Source organism: Dyella terrae, assembly GCF_022394535.1.
Lineage (GTDB): Bacteria > Pseudomonadota > Gammaproteobacteria > Xanthomonadales > Rhodanobacteraceae > Dyella.
The window spans coordinates 5,227,250-5,243,790 of the sequence record NZ_CP089414.1 but is presented as its reverse complement, the minus strand read 5'-3'; the positions used below and the strand labels follow the sequence as shown (position 1 = coordinate 5,243,790).

The 16,541-nt window shown below is 63.5% G+C and carries 15 protein-coding genes and 1 tRNA gene; 12 read left to right on the top strand and 4 right to left on the bottom strand.

Translation table 11 applies throughout. The annotated features are described in order from the left end of the window. Positions 1 to 37 precede the first annotated feature (37 nt). Positions 38 to 114: transfer RNA gene (locus DYST_RS23290), tRNA-Arg, on the bottom strand. 114 nt (positions 115 to 228) lie between these two features. On the opposite strand from DYST_RS23290, the gene amaB reads away from it, so the two are divergent. The 6 genes from amaB (at position 229) to murB (ending at position 5,777) form a co-directional block, all read left to right on the top strand. Further along, complete coding sequence (gene amaB / locus DYST_RS23285) at positions 229 to 1,764, top strand: L-piperidine-6-carboxylate dehydrogenase (protein ID WP_239948858.1); 1,536 nt, start codon at positions 229 to 231, stop codon at positions 1,762 to 1,764. 72 nt (positions 1,765 to 1,836) lie between these two features. Beyond that, the gene (locus DYST_RS23280) at positions 1,837 to 2,136 is read left to right on the top strand and encodes a DUF4190 domain-containing protein (protein WP_102304998.1); all 300 of its coding nucleotides are present in this window, start codon (positions 1,837 to 1,839) and stop codon (positions 2,134 to 2,136) included. A gap of 7 nt (positions 2,137 to 2,143) precedes the next feature. Beyond that, complete coding sequence (locus DYST_RS23275) at positions 2,144 to 2,935, top strand: SDR family NAD(P)-dependent oxidoreductase (RefSeq protein WP_239948857.1); 792 nt, start codon at positions 2,144 to 2,146, stop codon at positions 2,933 to 2,935. A 4-nt stretch (positions 2,936 to 2,939) separates the two neighbouring features. Further along, complete coding sequence (locus tag DYST_RS23270) at positions 2,940 to 3,707, top strand: class I SAM-dependent methyltransferase (RefSeq protein WP_239948855.1); 768 nt, start codon at positions 2,940 to 2,942, stop codon at positions 3,705 to 3,707. A 2-nt stretch (positions 3,708 to 3,709) separates the two neighbouring features. Continuing rightward, positions 3,710 to 4,747 carry a quinone-dependent dihydroorotate dehydrogenase gene (locus DYST_RS23265; RefSeq protein ID WP_102304995.1) on the top strand — a complete coding sequence of 346 codons (1,038 nt, stop codon included), beginning with the start codon at positions 3,710 to 3,712 and terminating at the stop codon, positions 4,745 to 4,747. Further along, positions 4,737 to 5,777, top strand: a complete 1,041-nt coding sequence (gene murB, locus DYST_RS23260) for a UDP-N-acetylmuramate dehydrogenase (protein WP_428993941.1) — start codon at positions 4,737 to 4,739, stop codon at positions 5,775 to 5,777. Before DYST_RS23265 ends, murB begins: the two co-directional genes overlap by 11 nt. Before the next feature lie 175 nt (positions 5,778 to 5,952). Here murB and DYST_RS23255 read toward each other — a convergent pair whose 3' ends face one another. After that, complete coding sequence (locus DYST_RS23255; RefSeq protein ID WP_275666901.1) at positions 5,953 to 7,206, bottom strand: MFS transporter; 1,254 nt, start codon at positions 7,204 to 7,206, stop codon at positions 5,953 to 5,955. Positions 7,207 to 7,333: 127 nt separating this feature from the next. Here DYST_RS23255 and DYST_RS23250 point away from each other — a divergent pair, with 127 nt between their 5' ends. Together DYST_RS23250 and ppk1 are read left to right on the top strand one after the other, a co-directional pair. Beyond that, the gene (locus DYST_RS23250) at positions 7,334 to 8,116 is read left to right on the top strand and encodes an AraC family transcriptional regulator (RefSeq protein WP_239948854.1); all 783 of its coding nucleotides are present in this window, start codon (positions 7,334 to 7,336) and stop codon (positions 8,114 to 8,116) included. 204 nt (positions 8,117 to 8,320) lie between these two features. Continuing rightward, the gene (ppk1, locus tag DYST_RS23245) at positions 8,321 to 10,504 is read left to right on the top strand and encodes a polyphosphate kinase 1 (protein WP_239948851.1); all 2,184 of its coding nucleotides are present in this window, start codon (positions 8,321 to 8,323) and stop codon (positions 10,502 to 10,504) included. A gap of 54 nt (positions 10,505 to 10,558) precedes the next feature. Here ppk1 and DYST_RS23240 read toward each other — a convergent pair whose 3' ends face one another. Next, entirely contained in the window at positions 10,559 to 11,116 is a 558-nt protein-coding gene (locus DYST_RS23240) for an NADPH-dependent FMN reductase (protein WP_102304991.1), read from the bottom strand. 180 nt (positions 11,117 to 11,296) lie between these two features. Here DYST_RS23240 and DYST_RS23235 point away from each other — a divergent pair, with 180 nt between their 5' ends. Beyond that, entirely contained in the window at positions 11,297 to 11,731 is a 435-nt protein-coding gene (locus DYST_RS23235) for a VOC family protein (RefSeq protein ID WP_239948849.1), read from the top strand. Between the two features lie 10 nt (positions 11,732 to 11,741). On the opposite strand, the gene DYST_RS23230 is transcribed toward DYST_RS23235, so the two are convergent. Then, positions 11,742 to 12,623: an AraC family transcriptional regulator gene (locus tag DYST_RS23230; RefSeq protein WP_239948847.1), complete on the bottom strand. Its 882-nt coding sequence runs from the start codon at positions 12,621 to 12,623 to the stop codon at positions 11,742 to 11,744. A gap of 215 nt (positions 12,624 to 12,838) precedes the next feature. Here DYST_RS23230 and DYST_RS23225 point away from each other — a divergent pair, with 215 nt between their 5' ends. The 3 genes from DYST_RS23225 to DYST_RS23215 all read left to right on the top strand — a co-directional run bounded on the left by DYST_RS23225 (position 12,839) and on the right by DYST_RS23215 (position 16,535). Then, positions 12,839 to 14,767: a CocE/NonD family hydrolase gene (locus DYST_RS23225; RefSeq protein WP_239948846.1), complete on the top strand. Its 1,929-nt coding sequence runs from the start codon at positions 12,839 to 12,841 to the stop codon at positions 14,765 to 14,767. 178 nt (positions 14,768 to 14,945) lie between these two features. Then, positions 14,946 to 15,368: a VOC family protein gene (locus DYST_RS23220; protein WP_239948844.1), complete on the top strand. Its 423-nt coding sequence runs from the start codon at positions 14,946 to 14,948 to the stop codon at positions 15,366 to 15,368. Between the two features lie 12 nt (positions 15,369 to 15,380). Then, a complete protein-coding gene (locus DYST_RS23215) occupies positions 15,381 to 16,535 on the top strand; it encodes a calcium:proton antiporter (protein WP_102304985.1) in 1,155 nt (384 codons plus the stop codon). The last annotated feature ends 6 nt before the right edge of the window (positions 16,536 to 16,541 follow it).

Here is a 16,541-nt window from a genome sequence, read left to right as displayed (position 1 = left end):
AATGGCGCACCGCATCAACCACGCAAGTGATTGAAAATGGTGCCCCCGATACGATTCGAACGTACGACCTTCCCCTTAGGAGGGGGACGCTCTATCCAGCTGAGCTACGGGGGCAGCGGGGTGAATTCTGGCATGGAACGGTGGGCGGCGCGAACCCGGTCCGGGGCCCCTGCTAGAATGGTCGTTTTCATCCCGGCGCTATCCCCGCGCCACGGTCTGGAGTGAAGCATGTCCCACGAAATCCTCACTGCCCTCGGTCTTGGCAACACGCAATCAGGCACCTATCTGGGCAATGGCGAATGGTCGAAGACGACCGATGCCGGCACGCTGAATCCGGTCAACCCGGCCACCGGCGACGTGATTGCCTCGGTGCACGCATCGAGCGCGGCGGACTATGAACTGATCGTCAAGCGCGCGCAGGAAGCCTTTAAGGTCTGGCGTACCACGCCGGCACCGCGTCGCGGCGAAGCAGTCCGCCTGTGCGGCGAAGCGCTGCGCAAGCATAAGGACGCCCTGGGTTCGCTGGTCGCCTTGGAAATGGGCAAGATCAAGCCTGAAGGCGATGGCGAAGTGCAGGAGATGATCGACATCGCCGACTTCGCGGTGGGCCAGAGCCGCATGCTCTACGGCTACACCATGCATTCGGAGCGCCCTGGCCACCGCATGTATGAGCAGTACCAGCCGCTGGGCCTGGTGGGCATCATCAGCGCGTTCAACTTCCCGGTGGCAGTGTGGGCGTGGAATGCGTTCCTTGCCGGCATCTGCGGTGACATCTGCATTTGGAAGCCGTCGCCGAAGACGCCGCTGTCGGCCATCGCGACGATGAAGATCTGCAACGACGCGTTGAAGGAAGCCGGCTTCCCGGACATCTTCTTCATGTTCAACGACGCTGGCACCGACATTTCGCAGGCGTTCGTGGATGACCATCGCATCCCGCTGATCAGCTTCACCGGCTCGACCAAGGTGGGCCGCCACGTGGGTGAGCGCGTCGCCAAGCGCATGGGCCGCTCGCTGCTGGAACTGGGTGGCAACAACGCCATTGTTCTGGACGAAAGCGCAGATCTGAAGTTGGCCATCCCGGCTATCGTGTTCGGCGCCGTCGGCACTGCTGGCCAGCGCTGCACCACCACGCGCCGCTTGTTCGTGCACGAATCCATCGCTGCCGAAGTAACCGACAAGCTGATCACCGCGTACAAGCAAGTGGAAGGCAAGATCGGCGACCCGACGCTGGCCACCACGCTGATGGGCCCGCTCAACAGCAAGGAAGCCGTGCAGGCTTACCTGGGCGCCATCGAAAAGGCCAAGGCTACGGGCGGTACGGTGCGCACCGGCGGTGCCGCGCTCACCGATCGCAAGGGCAATTTCGTGCTGCCGACCATCATCACTGGCGTAAAGAACAGCGACGAGGTGGTGCAGACGGAAACCTTCGCGCCGATCCTCTACGTGATCCCGTTCAAGACGCTGGATGAAGCCATCGACCTGCAGAACAGTGTGCCGCAGGGCTTGTCCTCCGCGATCTTCACGCAGAACCTGAAGTCCGCCGAGCAGTATCTGTCGGCAGCGGGCTCCGACTGCGGGATTGCCAACGTCAACATCGGCACGTCCGGTGCGGAAATTGGCGGCGCGTTCGGCGGTGAGAAGGAAACCGGTGGCGGTCGCGAGTCGGGTTCGGATGCATGGAAGGTTTACATGCGCCGCCAGACCAACACCATCAACTACTCGAACTCGTTGCCGCTCGCGCAGGGCATCAAGTTCGATCTGTAAGACCGTGACATGGGGTGGCCGGCGCTTGCCGGCCGCCCTTTCTTTCCAACGTGCGCAGGACGTGCAGGAACCATGAGCTACCAGCCCGCTACCCAACGCACGACCAACCAGCTGGCGGTGGTCAGCCTGGTGTTCGGCATCGCCACCTGGCTTCTGCTGCCGGTGGTCGGCGCCATCGTCGCGGTGGTCTGCGGCCATATGGCGCGCAAGGAAATCCGACGGGCACCGCAAGGCGCTGTGGACGGTGATGGGCTGGCGCTTGCCGGGCTGATCCTGGGCTATACGCAGATCGTATTTACGGTTCTTGGTGCGCTGTTCGTCATCGCATTCATCGCGTTTGGCCTCGGTGTCGGCGCTAGCTACTTGCACTGAAACGATCATGGCCGATACGCGAGAAACGACAGGCGAGGCATCCACGGCCTTCGATTTTCGCGGATATCGCGTCGTCATTTGCGGCGGTAGCAAGGGCATCGGGCGCAGCATCGCGCTGGCCTTCGCCCAGGCGGGTGCATCCGTCTCAGTGTGCGCACGTGGCGAATCCGCGTTGGCCGACGCACGCCATGCGATCGCCGCCTATGGCGCGACAGTGCATACACGCAGCTGTGACCTCGGCGACGCGGCATCCATCGAGAGCTACATCCATGAGGCCGCCGAGGTGCTCGGCGGCATCGATGTGCTGGTGAACAACGCCAGCGGCTACGGCTTCAGCGACGATGACGACGGCTGGGCTGCCGGATTCAAAATCGACCTCATGGCCGCCGTGCGCGCGTCGCGCCATGCCCTGCCCTGGCTGAAGGCGTCATCGCATGGCTCGATTCTGCACACCTCGTCCATCGCAGCGTTCCATCCTGGCGTGCGCGGCCCGGCGTATGCGGCGGTCAAGGCCGCGCTGAACCAGTACACCACCTCACAGGCACTGACGCTGGCCGAACACCGCATCCGCGTCAACGCCATCGCGCCTGGCTCCATCGAGTTTCCGGACGGGCTGTGGGATCGCCGCAAAACCGAAGCACCCGAGCTGTATCAGCGTACGCTGGCGAAGATTCCCTTCGGCCGTTTCGGCAAGCCGGAGGAAATCGCCCATACCGCGCTGTTCCTCGCCTCACCGTTCGCCAGCTGGATCACCGGCCAGACGCTGTGCGTCGACGGCGGCCAATTGCTCACGGGGTAATGCCATGACCGACCTCAAGTCCACCGAACGCTTCAGCGACCGCGTCGCTGAGTACGTACGCTATCGGCCCGACTATCCTGTCGCGATGCTGGAGTGGTTGCAGGACACGTTTGGCATCGCGCCAGCATGGCAGGTGGCGGATATCGGCGCTGGCACGGGTATCTCCAGCAAGCTCTTCCTCGACGGTGGTTACCGTGTGATCGCCGTGGAGCCAAATGCGTCCATGCGCGAAGCTGCCGAGAGCTGGCTGGGCGACGACCCGCGCTTCAGCGCCGTCGATGGCCGTGCCACGGCCACTGGCCTGGGCGATGCGAGCGTGGATCTCATCACCGTGGCGCAGGCCTTCCACTGGTTCGACAAAGACGCGACGCGTGAGGAGTTCCGGCGCATCCTGAGCCCCAAGGGGCTGGCGGCGATCATCTGGAATTCCCGTCGACTGGTGGGCACGCCGTTCCTCGAAGGCTATGAAGCCCTGCTCAAGCAGTACGGCACGGATTACACCAGCGTGGCCGAACGCTACGGCGATGAGCTCAGCATGCGCGCCTGGTTCGCAGACGGCTACCTTGCCATGGGTCGCTTCGACCACGGCCAGCTGCTGGATTACGACGGCCTGGCCGGCCGCCTGCTTTCGTCGTCGTACGCGCCGCGCGAAGGGCAGCCGCAACACGAACCGATGATGCACGCCTTGCGCGAGCTGTTCGACCGCTGCGCGGTGAATGGGCGCATCAGCTTTGATTACGACACTGTCATCTACGTGGGCAAGCTCAAGTGACTATGTATAACCTCATCCGCCCACTGCTGTTCGCACTCGACGCGGAAGCGGCGCACCGCGCAACCCTTTACGGTCTGGACGTTGCCCATCGCAGCAACTTCATCCACAAGGTGGCCAAGCCGCCAGCCGAGTTGCCCACCACGGCGTTCGGTGTTCGCTTCCCCAACCCTGTGGGGCTTGCTGCCGGCCTGGACAAGAATGCCGACCACCTGGACGCGCTGGGCGCGCTGGGCTTCGGCTTTGTCGAAGTGGGCACCACCACGCCACGCCCGCAGCTTGGCAATGACAAGCCACGTATGTTCCGGCTGCCCCGCCACCAGGCGGTGATCAATCGCCTCGGCTTCAATAACGACGGCGTCGATGCGCTAGTGCGCAACGTGCAGAAGTCCAGCTATCGCGGTGTGCTCGGCATCAATATCGGCAAGAACAAGGACACGCCCAACGAGAAGGCGGTGGACGATTACCTGTTCTGCCTGGAGCGCGTCTATGCGCTCGCCAGCTACATCACCGTGAACATCTCCTCGCCCAATACGCAGGGCCTGCGCGACTTGCAGGAAGAGGCCACGCTGCGCCGCTTTATCGAGACGCTGCGCGAAGCACAGGAACGCCTGGGCTCGCAAACCGGCGCACGCAAGCCGATGCTGCTAAAGATCGCACCGGACCTGAGCGACACCGAGCTGGACGCCATCGCCGAAGTGCTGCTGGCGGCAAAGGTGGATGGAGTGATCTGCACCAATACGACGATTGATCATTCTGCCGTGGCGGACGACCCGCATGGCAACGAGACCGGCGGCCTTTCCGGCAAGCCCCTGTTCGCCCGGTCCACGGCGGTGTTGCGCGGCATGCGCCAGCGCGTGGGCAACCAGTTGGACATCATCGGTGTGGGCGGCATCCTCGACGGTAACAACGCTGCAGAGAAGATCGACGCCGGCGCCTCGCTGGTGCAGATCTACTCCGGCATGGTCTATCGCGGTCCGGCACTCATCGCCGAATGCGTCGATGCGATCCGTCACCAGCGGGAAGACACGCATGCCGGTTGAGCGCATTGACATGGGCGGCTACACGCTGATCGAAAACGCTCTGCTTGGCACGCGCAACACACTGCGCGTCGATGCACGTGCGCGCCTGCTGGCGGAAATCCACGACGCATCCAAGCTCACCGAGCTGCTGGATTTCCCCGCCGTGCGCAACGGCAAGCTGCTGGTGCTGGGTGAAGGCAGCAACATGCTGTTCACCGGTGATGTCGACGCTACCGTGCTGGCCATGGCCACGCGCGGCGTGCAGGTGGAACAGGACGGTGAAGTCGCACGCATCACCGTGGCGGCGGGCGAGCGCTGGGACGATTTCGTGCGCTGGACGCTGGGCCAAGGCTTCGCCGGATTGGAAAACCTCATTCTGATTCCGGGCACCGTGGGCGCCGCGCCGATCCAGAACATCGGCGCGTACGGTACGGAAGTTGCCGAGTTCATCGAAAGCGTGGAAGCGTGGGATACCCAGGAGCAACGCGTCGCCGTACTCGACCGCGCCGCTTGTGCTTTCGCCTACCGCGACTCGGTGTTCAAGCACGAACCAGGGCGTTACATCGTCACCGCCGTGCGCTTCGCCCTGCCCCGCTCCCGCGAACTGCGCCTGGATTACGCGGGCATCCGCGACGAGTTGGCTCGCATGGGCATCGCCAAGCCGGCGCCCTTCCACGTGGCCGAGGCCGTGGTGCATCTGCGTACGAAGAAACTGCCGGACCCGGCGGTGATCGGCAACGCTGGCAGCTTCTTCAAGAACCCCATCGTCGACGCCTCGCTTGGTGAAGCGCTCAAGCGCGAGCATCCGGAACTGGTGTCGTGGGTGAGCAGCGACGGACGCTGGAAACTCTCCGCTGCCTGGTTGATCGAAACCAGCGGCTTCAAAGGCATGCGCGACGGCGACGCTGGCATCTCCAACCGTCATTCGCTGGTGCTGGTGAACCACGGACGCGCCACCGGCGCCGAGTTGTGGGCCTTTGCACAGAAAGTGATTGAAGGTGTGCGCAGCAAGTTTGGCGTGCGACTGGAACCGGAGCCAGTGGTCGTCTAACGCAACGCGCCCCCTAAGAAGTTCGTCATTCCCGCTTTCGCAGGAATGACGAACCACGCGCACCGGTTTTCAAGCCCTCGCAAAGCCTTTGCACGAGGCTCTCTAGCGGAGCAAAAGCAGCGACGTTCTTCGGTCGCACGCGAGATGCACTACTGCAGAAACCTCGCGAATACCCTCAGGCATGTTTGCGTTCGAGGTTCGGAAGGAACGCCGTGATGATGCCGATCAACGGCAAGTAGGCGCACAGACCGTACACGTACTCGATGCCGCGCGCGTCCGCGACGTGCCCGAGCACGGCCGCACCGATGCCGCCCATGCCGAAGGCGAAACCGAAGAACAGGCCCGATACCGTACCCACGCGGCCCGGTATCAATTCCTGCGCATACACCAGGATGGCTGAGAACGCCGAGGCCAGAATCAAGCCGATGATCACCGTGAGCACACCCGTCCAGAACAGGCTGGCGTGTGGCAGGAGCAGCGTGAACGGCGCCACGCCAAGGATGGATGCCCAGATCACCCACTTGCGGCCGATGCGGTCGCCCACCGGCCCGCCGATCAGCGCGCCCACTGCCACGGCGAACAGGAATACGAACAGGTGCGTCTGTGCGCTCTGAACAGACACCCCGAACTTGTGAATCAGGAAGAACGTGTAATAGCTGCTGATGCTCGCCAGATAGAAATACTTGGAGAAGATCAGCAGACCGAGGATCACCAGCGACCACACCACCTGCGTCTGCGAAAGTACGATGTGCGAGGCGCTGCGCCCCTTCGGTTTGCCGCGCACCGCGTGGTGATCGCGATACCAGCGACTCACCTGCAGCAGCACCACGATGGCCAGCAACGCAGCCAACGCAAACCACGCCACGCTGCCGCGGCCGTGCGGCACGATGATCCACGCCGCCAGCAACGGGCCCAGCGAGGCACCGGCATTGCCGCCCACTTGGAACAGCGACTGCGCCAGACCATGGCGGCCGCCCGAGGCCATGCGCGCCACGCGCGAGGACTCCGGATGGAACACCGACGAGCCTGTGCCCACCAGCGCCGCCGCAACCAACAGCACCGCGAAGTTCGGCGCGGTCGCCAGCAGCAACAGGCCGCACAGCGTGAAACCCATGCCGATGGGCAGGGAATAAGGCATCGGCTTCTTGTCAGTGATCAGGCCCACGGCGGGCTGCAGCAGTGACGCGGTGATTTGGTACGTCAACGTGATCGTGCCGATCTGCGCGAAGCTGAGATTGAAGCCGCTCTTGAGGATCGGATAGATCGCCAGGATCAACGACTGGATCATGTCGTTGAGCAGGTGCGAGAAGCTGATCGCCCCGAGGATGCGGAATTCCGTGGAATGCTCGGCCTGAGCAATAGGCAGAGCAACGGACGGTACGGCGGGTGGCGTGGCGGCCAACGGCATGTCTTCGACGCGGGTTTGCATGATGACTCGTAGGGGTTGGTGTGCGGCAACACGACGCGCTTGCGTCGGTGGGGAGCCCACCATAAAGTGGGCGGCGTGGGCCCGCATGCATCACCGGGTCAATTTCTGTCGAAAATGGGCCAAACCTGTGCGCAACGCCCGCGCCGAAGCGTATGACCAGACACCCCGCGACGTGATCGCGACGGGTAACGAATACCCCACGCACCACGTGCTGCCCCCGCATTCGCATCGGCGCGGACAGTTGCTTTACGCCTCCACCGGCGTGCTGACCACGGTCACCAGCGAAGGCAGCTGGGTGGTGCCGCCGCGACGGGCGCTGTGGATTCCGCCGGGCGTGACGCATGAAGTGCACATGGGCGGCCCCGTCACCACGCGCAGCGCCTACGTGACACCCGAAGCTGCGCGTGCTGCCGGCCTGGCTTCCCACTGCCAGGTCATCGCTGTTTCCCCTCTGCTCCACGAGCTGTTGATGGAAGCGGTGGATCTGCCTGCCGAGTACGAACTGGACGGACGCGACGGGCGCGTCATGGGCCTATTGCTGGACGAGATCCGCCGGATGCCTGTTTTGCCGCTCAGCACACCGCTGCCCCGCGAAAAGCGTCTTGCCACGCTGTGTCGCCAACTGTTGGAGCAACCCTCGCAGGAAGTGAAGATCGACGACATGGCGCGCCAAGCGGGCATGAGCCGCCGCCATTTCACCCGCACGTTTCGCGAGGAAACCGGCATGAGCTTCACCGCATGGCGGCAACAAGCCTGCCTGCTGTCGGCGCTGACCCGGCTGGGCAACGGCGAGGCCATCACGCAGGTCGCGGTGGACCTTGGTTACGGCAATCCCAGCGCATTCACCGCAGCTTTCCGGCGCGTGCTTGGCATGGCGCCCAGCCGCTATCTCGCGTCGCCCGCAGCGTAAAAGCTAGCGATGCACCAACTCACAGCCTCGTGACGCACGTGCATGCACTGTCATGGTCACGTCAGCTGCGATGTGCAATATGTCGGAGACGTGACAGTGCGACCTCTGTGCTGCGCTGCCATGGCCCGGTAGTTATCGGAGCCGTACTATGTTCCTTTGCGGACCACGCGGCCCTGCCGCGTCCGCCTGCCAGACGGTGAACCGATGAGTACCGATGTCGTCCGTACCAGCCCCGAGCACGACACCGTGGCCGCCGAAGTCGTGCGCCCTGCGCCGCCCGAAGCCCCGCCCGCCAGCCCGGCGCCGGACCTCAACGACCCCTCGCTCTACATCAACCGCGAACTCTCGCAGTTGCAATTCAACATCCGGGTGCTCGAACAGGCACTGGATGAAAGCAAGCCGATCCTGGAGCGCCTCAAGTTCCTGCTGATCTTCTCCAGCAACCTGGACGAGTTCTTCGAGATCCGCGTGGCGGGCCTGAAAAGCCAGATCGCGTTCGACCATGAAATCGTCGGCTCCGACGGCGTAACGCCGCGCAAGGCGCTCGCCGAGATCAGCGAGATCACGCACAAGCAGATCGAACGCCAGTACGCCATCCTCAACGACAAGATCCTGCCGGAGCTGGCGCAACGCGGCATCCGCATCGTTCGTCGCAACGAGTGGTCGCACAAACAGAAGCTGTGGGTGCGCCGCTATTTCCGCCATGAAGTGGCACCGCTGGTAACACCGATCGGCCTGGACCCCACGCATCCCTTCCCGCTGCTGGTCAACAAGAGCCTCAACTTTATCGTGCAGTTGGAAGGCACCGACGCATTCGGCCGCGACTCAGGTCTGGCCATCGTGCCAGCACCGCGCGTGCTGCCGCGTTTGATCCGCCTGCCGGACGACGTGTGCGAAGGCGGCGAGAACTTTGTGCTGCTGTCTTCGATCATCCACGCGCATGCGGAGGAACTGTTCCCCGGCATGTCCGTGCGCGGCTGTTACCAGTTCCGCCTGACCCGTAACGCCGACCTCACCATCGACCCGGAAGACGTCGAGGATCTGGCGCGTGCGCTGCGCGGCGAGTTGTATTCGCGCCGCTTCGGCGACGCAGTGCGCCTGGAAGTGGCTGACAACTGCCCGCCGGAACTCACCGGCTACCTGTTGCGCCAGTTCGGCTTGACCGCCGCCGAGATGTACGAAGTAAACGGCCCGGTGAACCTGGCCCGCCTGTTCGGCCTGATCACCAAGACCCTTCGCCCCGAACTGCAGTACCCGCCGTTCACGCCATCCATTCCCAAGGCGCTCAAGAAGGCCGAGGACCTGTTCCAGGTGATCGGCCGCCAAGACGTGCTGCTGCTGCATCCCTACGAGTCGTTCGCGCCGGTGGTGGACCTGCTGCACCAGGCCGCGAAAGATCCGAACGTGCTAGCGATCAAGCAGACGCTCTATCGCAGCGGTGCCAACTCCGAAATTGTCGATGCGCTGGTTGACGCCGCGCGCGCGGGCAAGGAAGTCACCGTTGTTATCGAGCTACGCGCCCGCTTCGATGAGGAATCCAACCTCACGCTTGCCTCGCGCCTGCAGCAGGCCGGCGCCATGGTTATCTACGGCGTGGTGGGCGTGAAGACGCACGCCAAGCTCATGCTCATCCAGCGTCGCGAAGGCGAAGAGCTGGTGCGTTACGCGCACCTGGGTACGGGCAACTATCACACCGGCAATGCGCGTCTTTACACGGACTACAGCCTGCTCACCTCCGACCTTGCGCTGTGCGAGGACGTGCACAAGCTTTTCAGCCAGCTCACCGGCATGGGCAAGCTGCTACAGATGAAACGACTGCTGCATGCGCCCTTTACGCTGAAGAAGACGCTGTTGGAAATGATCAACCGCGAGACGGCACTTGCCACCGCTGGCAAGCCCGCGCAGATCATCATCAAGGCCAATGCAATCACCGACGCCAAGATGATCCGCGCGCTCTACAAGGCCAGCATGGCTGGCGTGAAGGTGGACCTGATCGTGCGCGGCATGTGTTGCCTGCGTCCGGGCGTGCCGGGGGTGTCGCACAATATCCGCGTGCGCTCCATCGTCGGCCGCTTCCTGGAGCACAGCCGCGTGTACTGGTTCCTCAACAATGGCGAAGAGCAGTTCTATCTCGCCAGCGCAGACCTGATGGAGCGCAACCTGGATCGCCGTGTGGAAACCGGCTTCCCGGTGGAAGGCAAGAAGCTGCAAAGCCGGCTCAAGAAGGAGCTGGAGTTGTACCTATCCGACAACTCCAGCGCATGGCTGCTGAACGCCGACGGCCGTTACTCGCGCATCAGGCCTGGCACCAATCAAACGCCGCGCAACGTGCAGGTGCAGTTGCTGGAGAAACTCTGCGGCTCCGGGGCAACAGCCACCGAGGCCTGAGGATCAACCATCCCCGACATGAGCGCGCAGGTGCGCCCATGTCGGGGATGCAGCTCAGCGCTGCAAGTACAGCTTCACCCAGGCCACATAGCGATCCACGAAGCTCTGCAGGAATTGCTGCGTGCCTTCGTTGCCGATGTGACCATCCGCGCCGAACAGTCCTTCCTTGTTCTGGATGAATACTTCCGGCTGCGGCAGCGTGGCTACGTCGAGGTAGGAAAGCACGTTACGCAGATGCTGCTGCGCCAGCGCGGTGCCCGTGGCGCCCACGGAAACGCCGATCACCCCGCCCGGCTTGCCCGCGAACGAGTTGGTTCCCCAGGGGCGCGAGGCGATGTCGATGGCATTCTTCAGTACGCCGGGGATCGAGCGGTTGTATTCGGGCGTCACGAACAGCAGCGCGTCTGCGCCGGCGACCTCGTCCTTGATCCGCTGGCATTCCGCCGGGTAATGGGCATCGAAATCCTGGTCGTACAGGGGCAGGTTATCGATGCGCACATGGTCGAAGCTGAAATCCGCTGGGGCCAGCCGCTCCACGGCGCGGGCGAGGTGGCGATTGAAGGAATCCTTGCGCAGGCTGCCGACCAGAACGGCCACACGAATCTTGCTCATGCCTTGACTCCAGGGAGAGGGAAATAGATGCGACGAGAGGTCGGAAGCATGGCATCGGGAGCGGTGAATCCCTTGTGATAGTCCGGCAGCCTGCGCCCCTGTCCCTCGACTTCGAAAATCCACAAGACAACGGCGCCAGAGTGGCTACGCTGGAGCCATCCCATCCACGGAGTCCGGCCCATGAGCACCTCTCGAATTTCTGGCAGCACCGTCATTCCCGGCCTGCGCTATCGCGATGCCCACGCTGCCATCGAATGGCTGTGCAAGGCGTTCGGTTTCACCAAGCACGCGGTCTACGACGACGACCAAGGCGGTGTGGCCCATGCACAGCTCATCCATGGCACGGGCATGCTGATGCTGGGGTCGGTCAGGGACGACGAATTCGGCCTGCGCATCATCCAGCCTGACCAGACCGACGGACGCGAAACGCAGTGCCCGTATGTCGTCGTCAAAGACTGCAAGGCCCACTACGAGCAGGCCAAGGCCGCCGGCGCCGTGATAGTGAACGACTACGCCGAGAAGGACTACGGCGGTGCGGGCTACAGCTGCCGCGACCTGGAAGGCCATCTATGGTCGTTCGGCAGCTACGACCCGTGGGCCGAACAAGGCGCGTGATCCCATTGAATCAACTGGGCGCCACGGGCAGATAGACGTCCGCGCGCAGAAGTGCCGCGGGCACGTTTTCCGGATCGTCCAGGAAATGCCGGAAGGGAGCCTCGTCCCGCAGGACATATCCGCTACCCGGAAGCCAGCCGGCGATGAGTTGGTCAGTGAGCGCGCCAAGATGATCATAGGGGCCCTTGTGGCGCCAGCGTGCCCATTGGCCACCGCCAAGGCGGATCGGATAGGTTACGTCGTCGGTCGCCACATCGCCGCCATCAAACGCGAGCGCGCAGTCGAATGCTCCGTGATCAGGCACGGCATCGTGATCACCGTCATGCGGGACGCCATAGATGCCGGTCATACGCTCCAACAACGCGTGGTCCGCCGCCCATGCGAACAGACGTCCATACGCCTGATCCAGGTCGCGATGATCGCCGACGTAACGCGTGGCCACCACCCGGAATGGCTCCACTGAAACCACTTCCACTCGCAGAGCCGGCTCGGCAACGACCACGGGCGGCAAGCGCAGCCGCTGCATTGCCTCGCGCAGTCGTTCCACCTGCCCGCGCAACTCGCTGGGCGAGGCATCGAAGGCCTGGCGGAACGCGCGGGCGAAGGCCTGCGGGGTTTCGTAACCCACGGCGAGGGCCGTCTCCGTGACCCGTTCCGAGGGCTCGGCCAGCAGCTGCAGCGCACGCAACAAACGCAGGCGCGCTACCGTCTGGCCCACGGTTTCGCCAGACAATGCCCGATAGATGCGATGGAAATGGAACGGCGACAGATGCGCCACACTGGCCAGCCGCGCCAATTCCGGTAGTTCATCGCCCTGCTCCACGGCGGCCTGCAGAACGGCGACCACGCGGTCGATGCGTTGCAGGTAGTCCTCTCGCGTGTTGGCTTTCATGGCCGGGCGCTCCGGTGAGGTAGTCGCCAGTGTGGCGGGCGCAGACGGCGGCGACGTTCCCATTCTTGCGCAATCGGCGCGAAGCGGCCCGCGTGACCGTATAGGCAGAAAGTCATGGTGGGAGGGAGATGACAGCTCGCTTACAGTCACTCCAGAACCACCCTTCCACCTTGTTCACCGGACCGCCGATGCGCGACCGTCCGCCTGGAGGATTCATGCATATCCGCCGTACCCTGCTCGCCATCGCCACGCTCACCGCCTTTGCCGGCGCCCTGGTCCACGCGCAGACGGCGCCGCTCACGGCCGATATTCCGCAGAAGGCCTTTGTGGACGACACCGCTGGCTACGACTACGTGAAGCGCGAGGTGATGATCCCGATGCGCGACGGCGTGAAACTGCATACGGTGATCGTCGTCCCCAAGAGCGCGCATAACGCACCCATCCTGCTTACCCGCACGCCCTATGACGCCAGCGGCCGCGCCGAACGCTATATGTCGCCCCATATGGACGCCACCTTGCCGCAGGGCGACGAGGTGTTCGTGCATAGCGGCTATATCCGCGTGTTCCAGGATGTACGCGGCAAGTACGACTCCGAAGGCGATTACGTGATGACGCGCCCGCTGCGCGGCCCGCTCAATTCCAGTGAGGTAGACCACTCCACCGATGCCTACGACACCATCGACTGGCTGGTGAAGAACCTGCCCGAATCGAACGGCCGCGTGGGCATGCTCGGTTCCTCGTATGAAGGGTTCACCGTGGTGATGGCACTGGTCCATCCGCACCCGGCGCTCAAAGTAGCCGCGCCGGAAAGCCCAATGATCGACGGCTGGATGGGCGACGACTGGTTCCATTACGGCGCGTTCCGCCAGACCAACTTCGACTACATCTACGGCCAGACGGCCGAAAAGAGCGGCCGCAAGGGTGGCGTGCCACGCGTAGGTTACGACGACTACAGCAACTTCCTCCAGGCTGGCTCCGCCGGCGACTACGCCCGTGCGCATGGCTTCGAGCAGTTGGCCTTCTGGCACAAAATCGACGAACACCCGTCCTACGATGCGTTCTGGCAAAACCAGGCGCTGGACAAGGTGATGGCGCAACAACCGCTGACCGTGCCCACCATGTGGCTGCAGGGCCTGTGGGATCAGGAAGACATGTGGGGTGCCATCCACAGCTACGAGGCGACAGAACCCAAGGACAAGGGCAACGACAAGAACTTCCTCGTGATGGGCCCGTGGCGCCACAGTCAGGTGAACTACGACGGGCGTTCGCTGGGACCGCTGCAGTGGGATGGCGACACCGCGCTGCAGTTCCGTCGCGACGTGCTCAAGCCGTTCTTCGACCAGTATCTGGTGGCTGGCGCGCCCAAGGCGAACACGCCTCCGGTGCTGATCTACAACACCGGCGAAAACCATTGGGACCGCTACAAGTCGTGGCCGCTCAGCTGCGACAAGGGTTGCACCAACAAACCCAAGGCGCTGTACCTCGGCGCCCATGGTTCGCTCTCGTTCAATGCCCCCACCACCGACGCCGCCAAGTACGACGAATACGTCTCCGATCCAGCCAAGCCCGTGCCCTATCAGCCGCGTCCGGTGCATTTTGCCGATCACGACGCGTGGACCCGTTGGCTGGTCAACGATCAGCGTTTCGTGGATGGCCGCCCCGACGTGCTCACCTACGTGAGCGAACCGCTTACCGCACCGATGCATATCGGCGGCGCACCGCAGGTGAACCTGTACGCATCCACCAGCGGCAGCGACAGCGACTGGGTGGTGAAGCTGATCGACGTGTATCCGGATACGGTGCCGTCCAACCCGGAAATGGGCGGCTATGAACTGGCCGTGTCGCTGGACATTTTCCGCGGCCGCTACCGCACCAGCTTCGAACACCCGCAGGCGCTCACACCCGACCAGCCGCTGCTGTACGCCTTCGGCCTGCCCACGACCAATCATGTGTTCCAGCCGGGCCACCGCATCATGGTGCAGGTCCAGTCCAGCCTGTTTCCGCTGTACGACCGCAACCCGCAAACCTTCGTGCCAAATATCTTCGAAGCCAAGCCTTCCGATTACCAGAAGGCTACGCAGCGGGTGTGGCATACGCAGGGGACGGCTAGCTCTATCAGTTTGCCGGTGGTGCCGAACGGTTGATTCGTTGGGGTGGCGCGAGTGCGGCGATCGCTCCCTCTCCCCCTCGGGGAGAGGGAGAAAAGCGCGCAGCATCAGCGACTAAGACAACCAGCAAAGAACCCTCGCCACAAGATCACCCACCAAGCACGCCTCATGGAGCATCGTCACCGCCACGCCACCACCACTCAACCAGCCCCGCATGATCACCAACCGCTCCATGCCACCCGGCATCATCATCCCCGAGCTCGCCTACCCTGACGTCCTCGAAGCTGCGGCCTGGCTCTGCCGCGTACTCGGCTTCCGCGAGCGATTGCGCATCGCCGATCATCGCGTACAACTGACCTGCGAAGGCTGCTCCATCGTGGTCACCGAACTCCCTGACGATGCACAAGCTATCGACCATGCTCACGCCGTGATGGTGCACGTCACCGACGTCGACCGGCATCACGCGCACGCCAGCGCAGCAGGCGCGCGTGTGCTGAATGCGCCAACCGACTACCCTTATGGTGAACGCCAGTATTCCCTGGAGGACATCGGCGGCCACCGTTGGAAGTTCTCCCAATCCATCGCCGACGTCGACCCCATCGAATGGGGCGGCACGCCGATGACAGATACACCCTGAGCCGGAGCACCTATGACCCTCGACTCACCGCGCCCTGAAGGGCAGCCGATGTTCAATCCGAAGATGCTGATACGACCCGCAGCCGCCTGGATCACAGTGGCACTGTTCCTTGTGTTCGGTTCGGACTGGATGCAACACCTGAGTCGCCACGAGATCGGCCTATCGCTATTCGGGTGGCTGTTCTTCGTGATCGTCTGGGGCTCGTTCGGTGTGGTTCACGAAGCGGAGGAACTCGCCAGCTTGCTGGGCGAGCCGGTAGGAACGCTGGTGCTCACGCTATCGATCGTGCTGATCGAGGTCGTGCTGATTTCCGCAGTGATGCTGGGTGCGGGAGATACGGCCACGCTGGCCCGCGACACCATGTTCGCCGTGCTGATGATCGTGCTGAACGGCGTGGTGGGGCTGGGCCTGCTGACCGGCGGCATCCGCCATCACGAGCAGGCCTACAACCTGCATGGCGCGTCAGCGTTCCTGGCAGTCATCATCCCGCTTGCCACCATCGCACTGGTGTTGCCCAATTTCACCACGTCAACCAATGACGGCTCGCTGACCCCGGTGCAGGCAGTGGCGTTCTCCATCCTCACCATCGGCTTGTACGGCCTGTTCCTATGGCTACAGACGGGACGCCACAAGGGTTACTTCCTGGCGCCGCGCTCGGATACCGACGCGAATGTGCCGGAGGAACCGCCGCCGCCGCCGCGCCGTCCGCGCAAGGGCGAAATGGCGTTCCACCTGGTGCTGCTGATCGTCAATATCCTGCCGATCGTGATTCTGTCCAAGAGCCTCGCCAAGGTGCTCGACTACGGCATCGCCGCGACAGGCGCCCCGCACTCGCTGGGCGGCATCATCATCGCCATGCTGGTGTTCACGCCGGAAGGCATCTCGGCGCTGATCGCCATCCGTCGCGACCAGCTCACCCGCGCGATCAACCTGTGTCTGGGCGGCGCTGCGTCGACCGTGGGCCTCACCGTGCCAGCGGTGCTAGCCATCGGCCTGTTCACCGGCAAACCCGTGGTGCTGGGCCTGCCAGCGGCCAGCATCGTGCTGCTCACCTCTACGCTGGTGCTGAGCACGCTGACTTTCTCGGGATGGCGTACCACGATGCTCGAAGGCGCGGTGCACCTGTCGCTATTCGTGGTGTTCCTGGTGCTGGTGTTCAGCCCTTAGCAACCG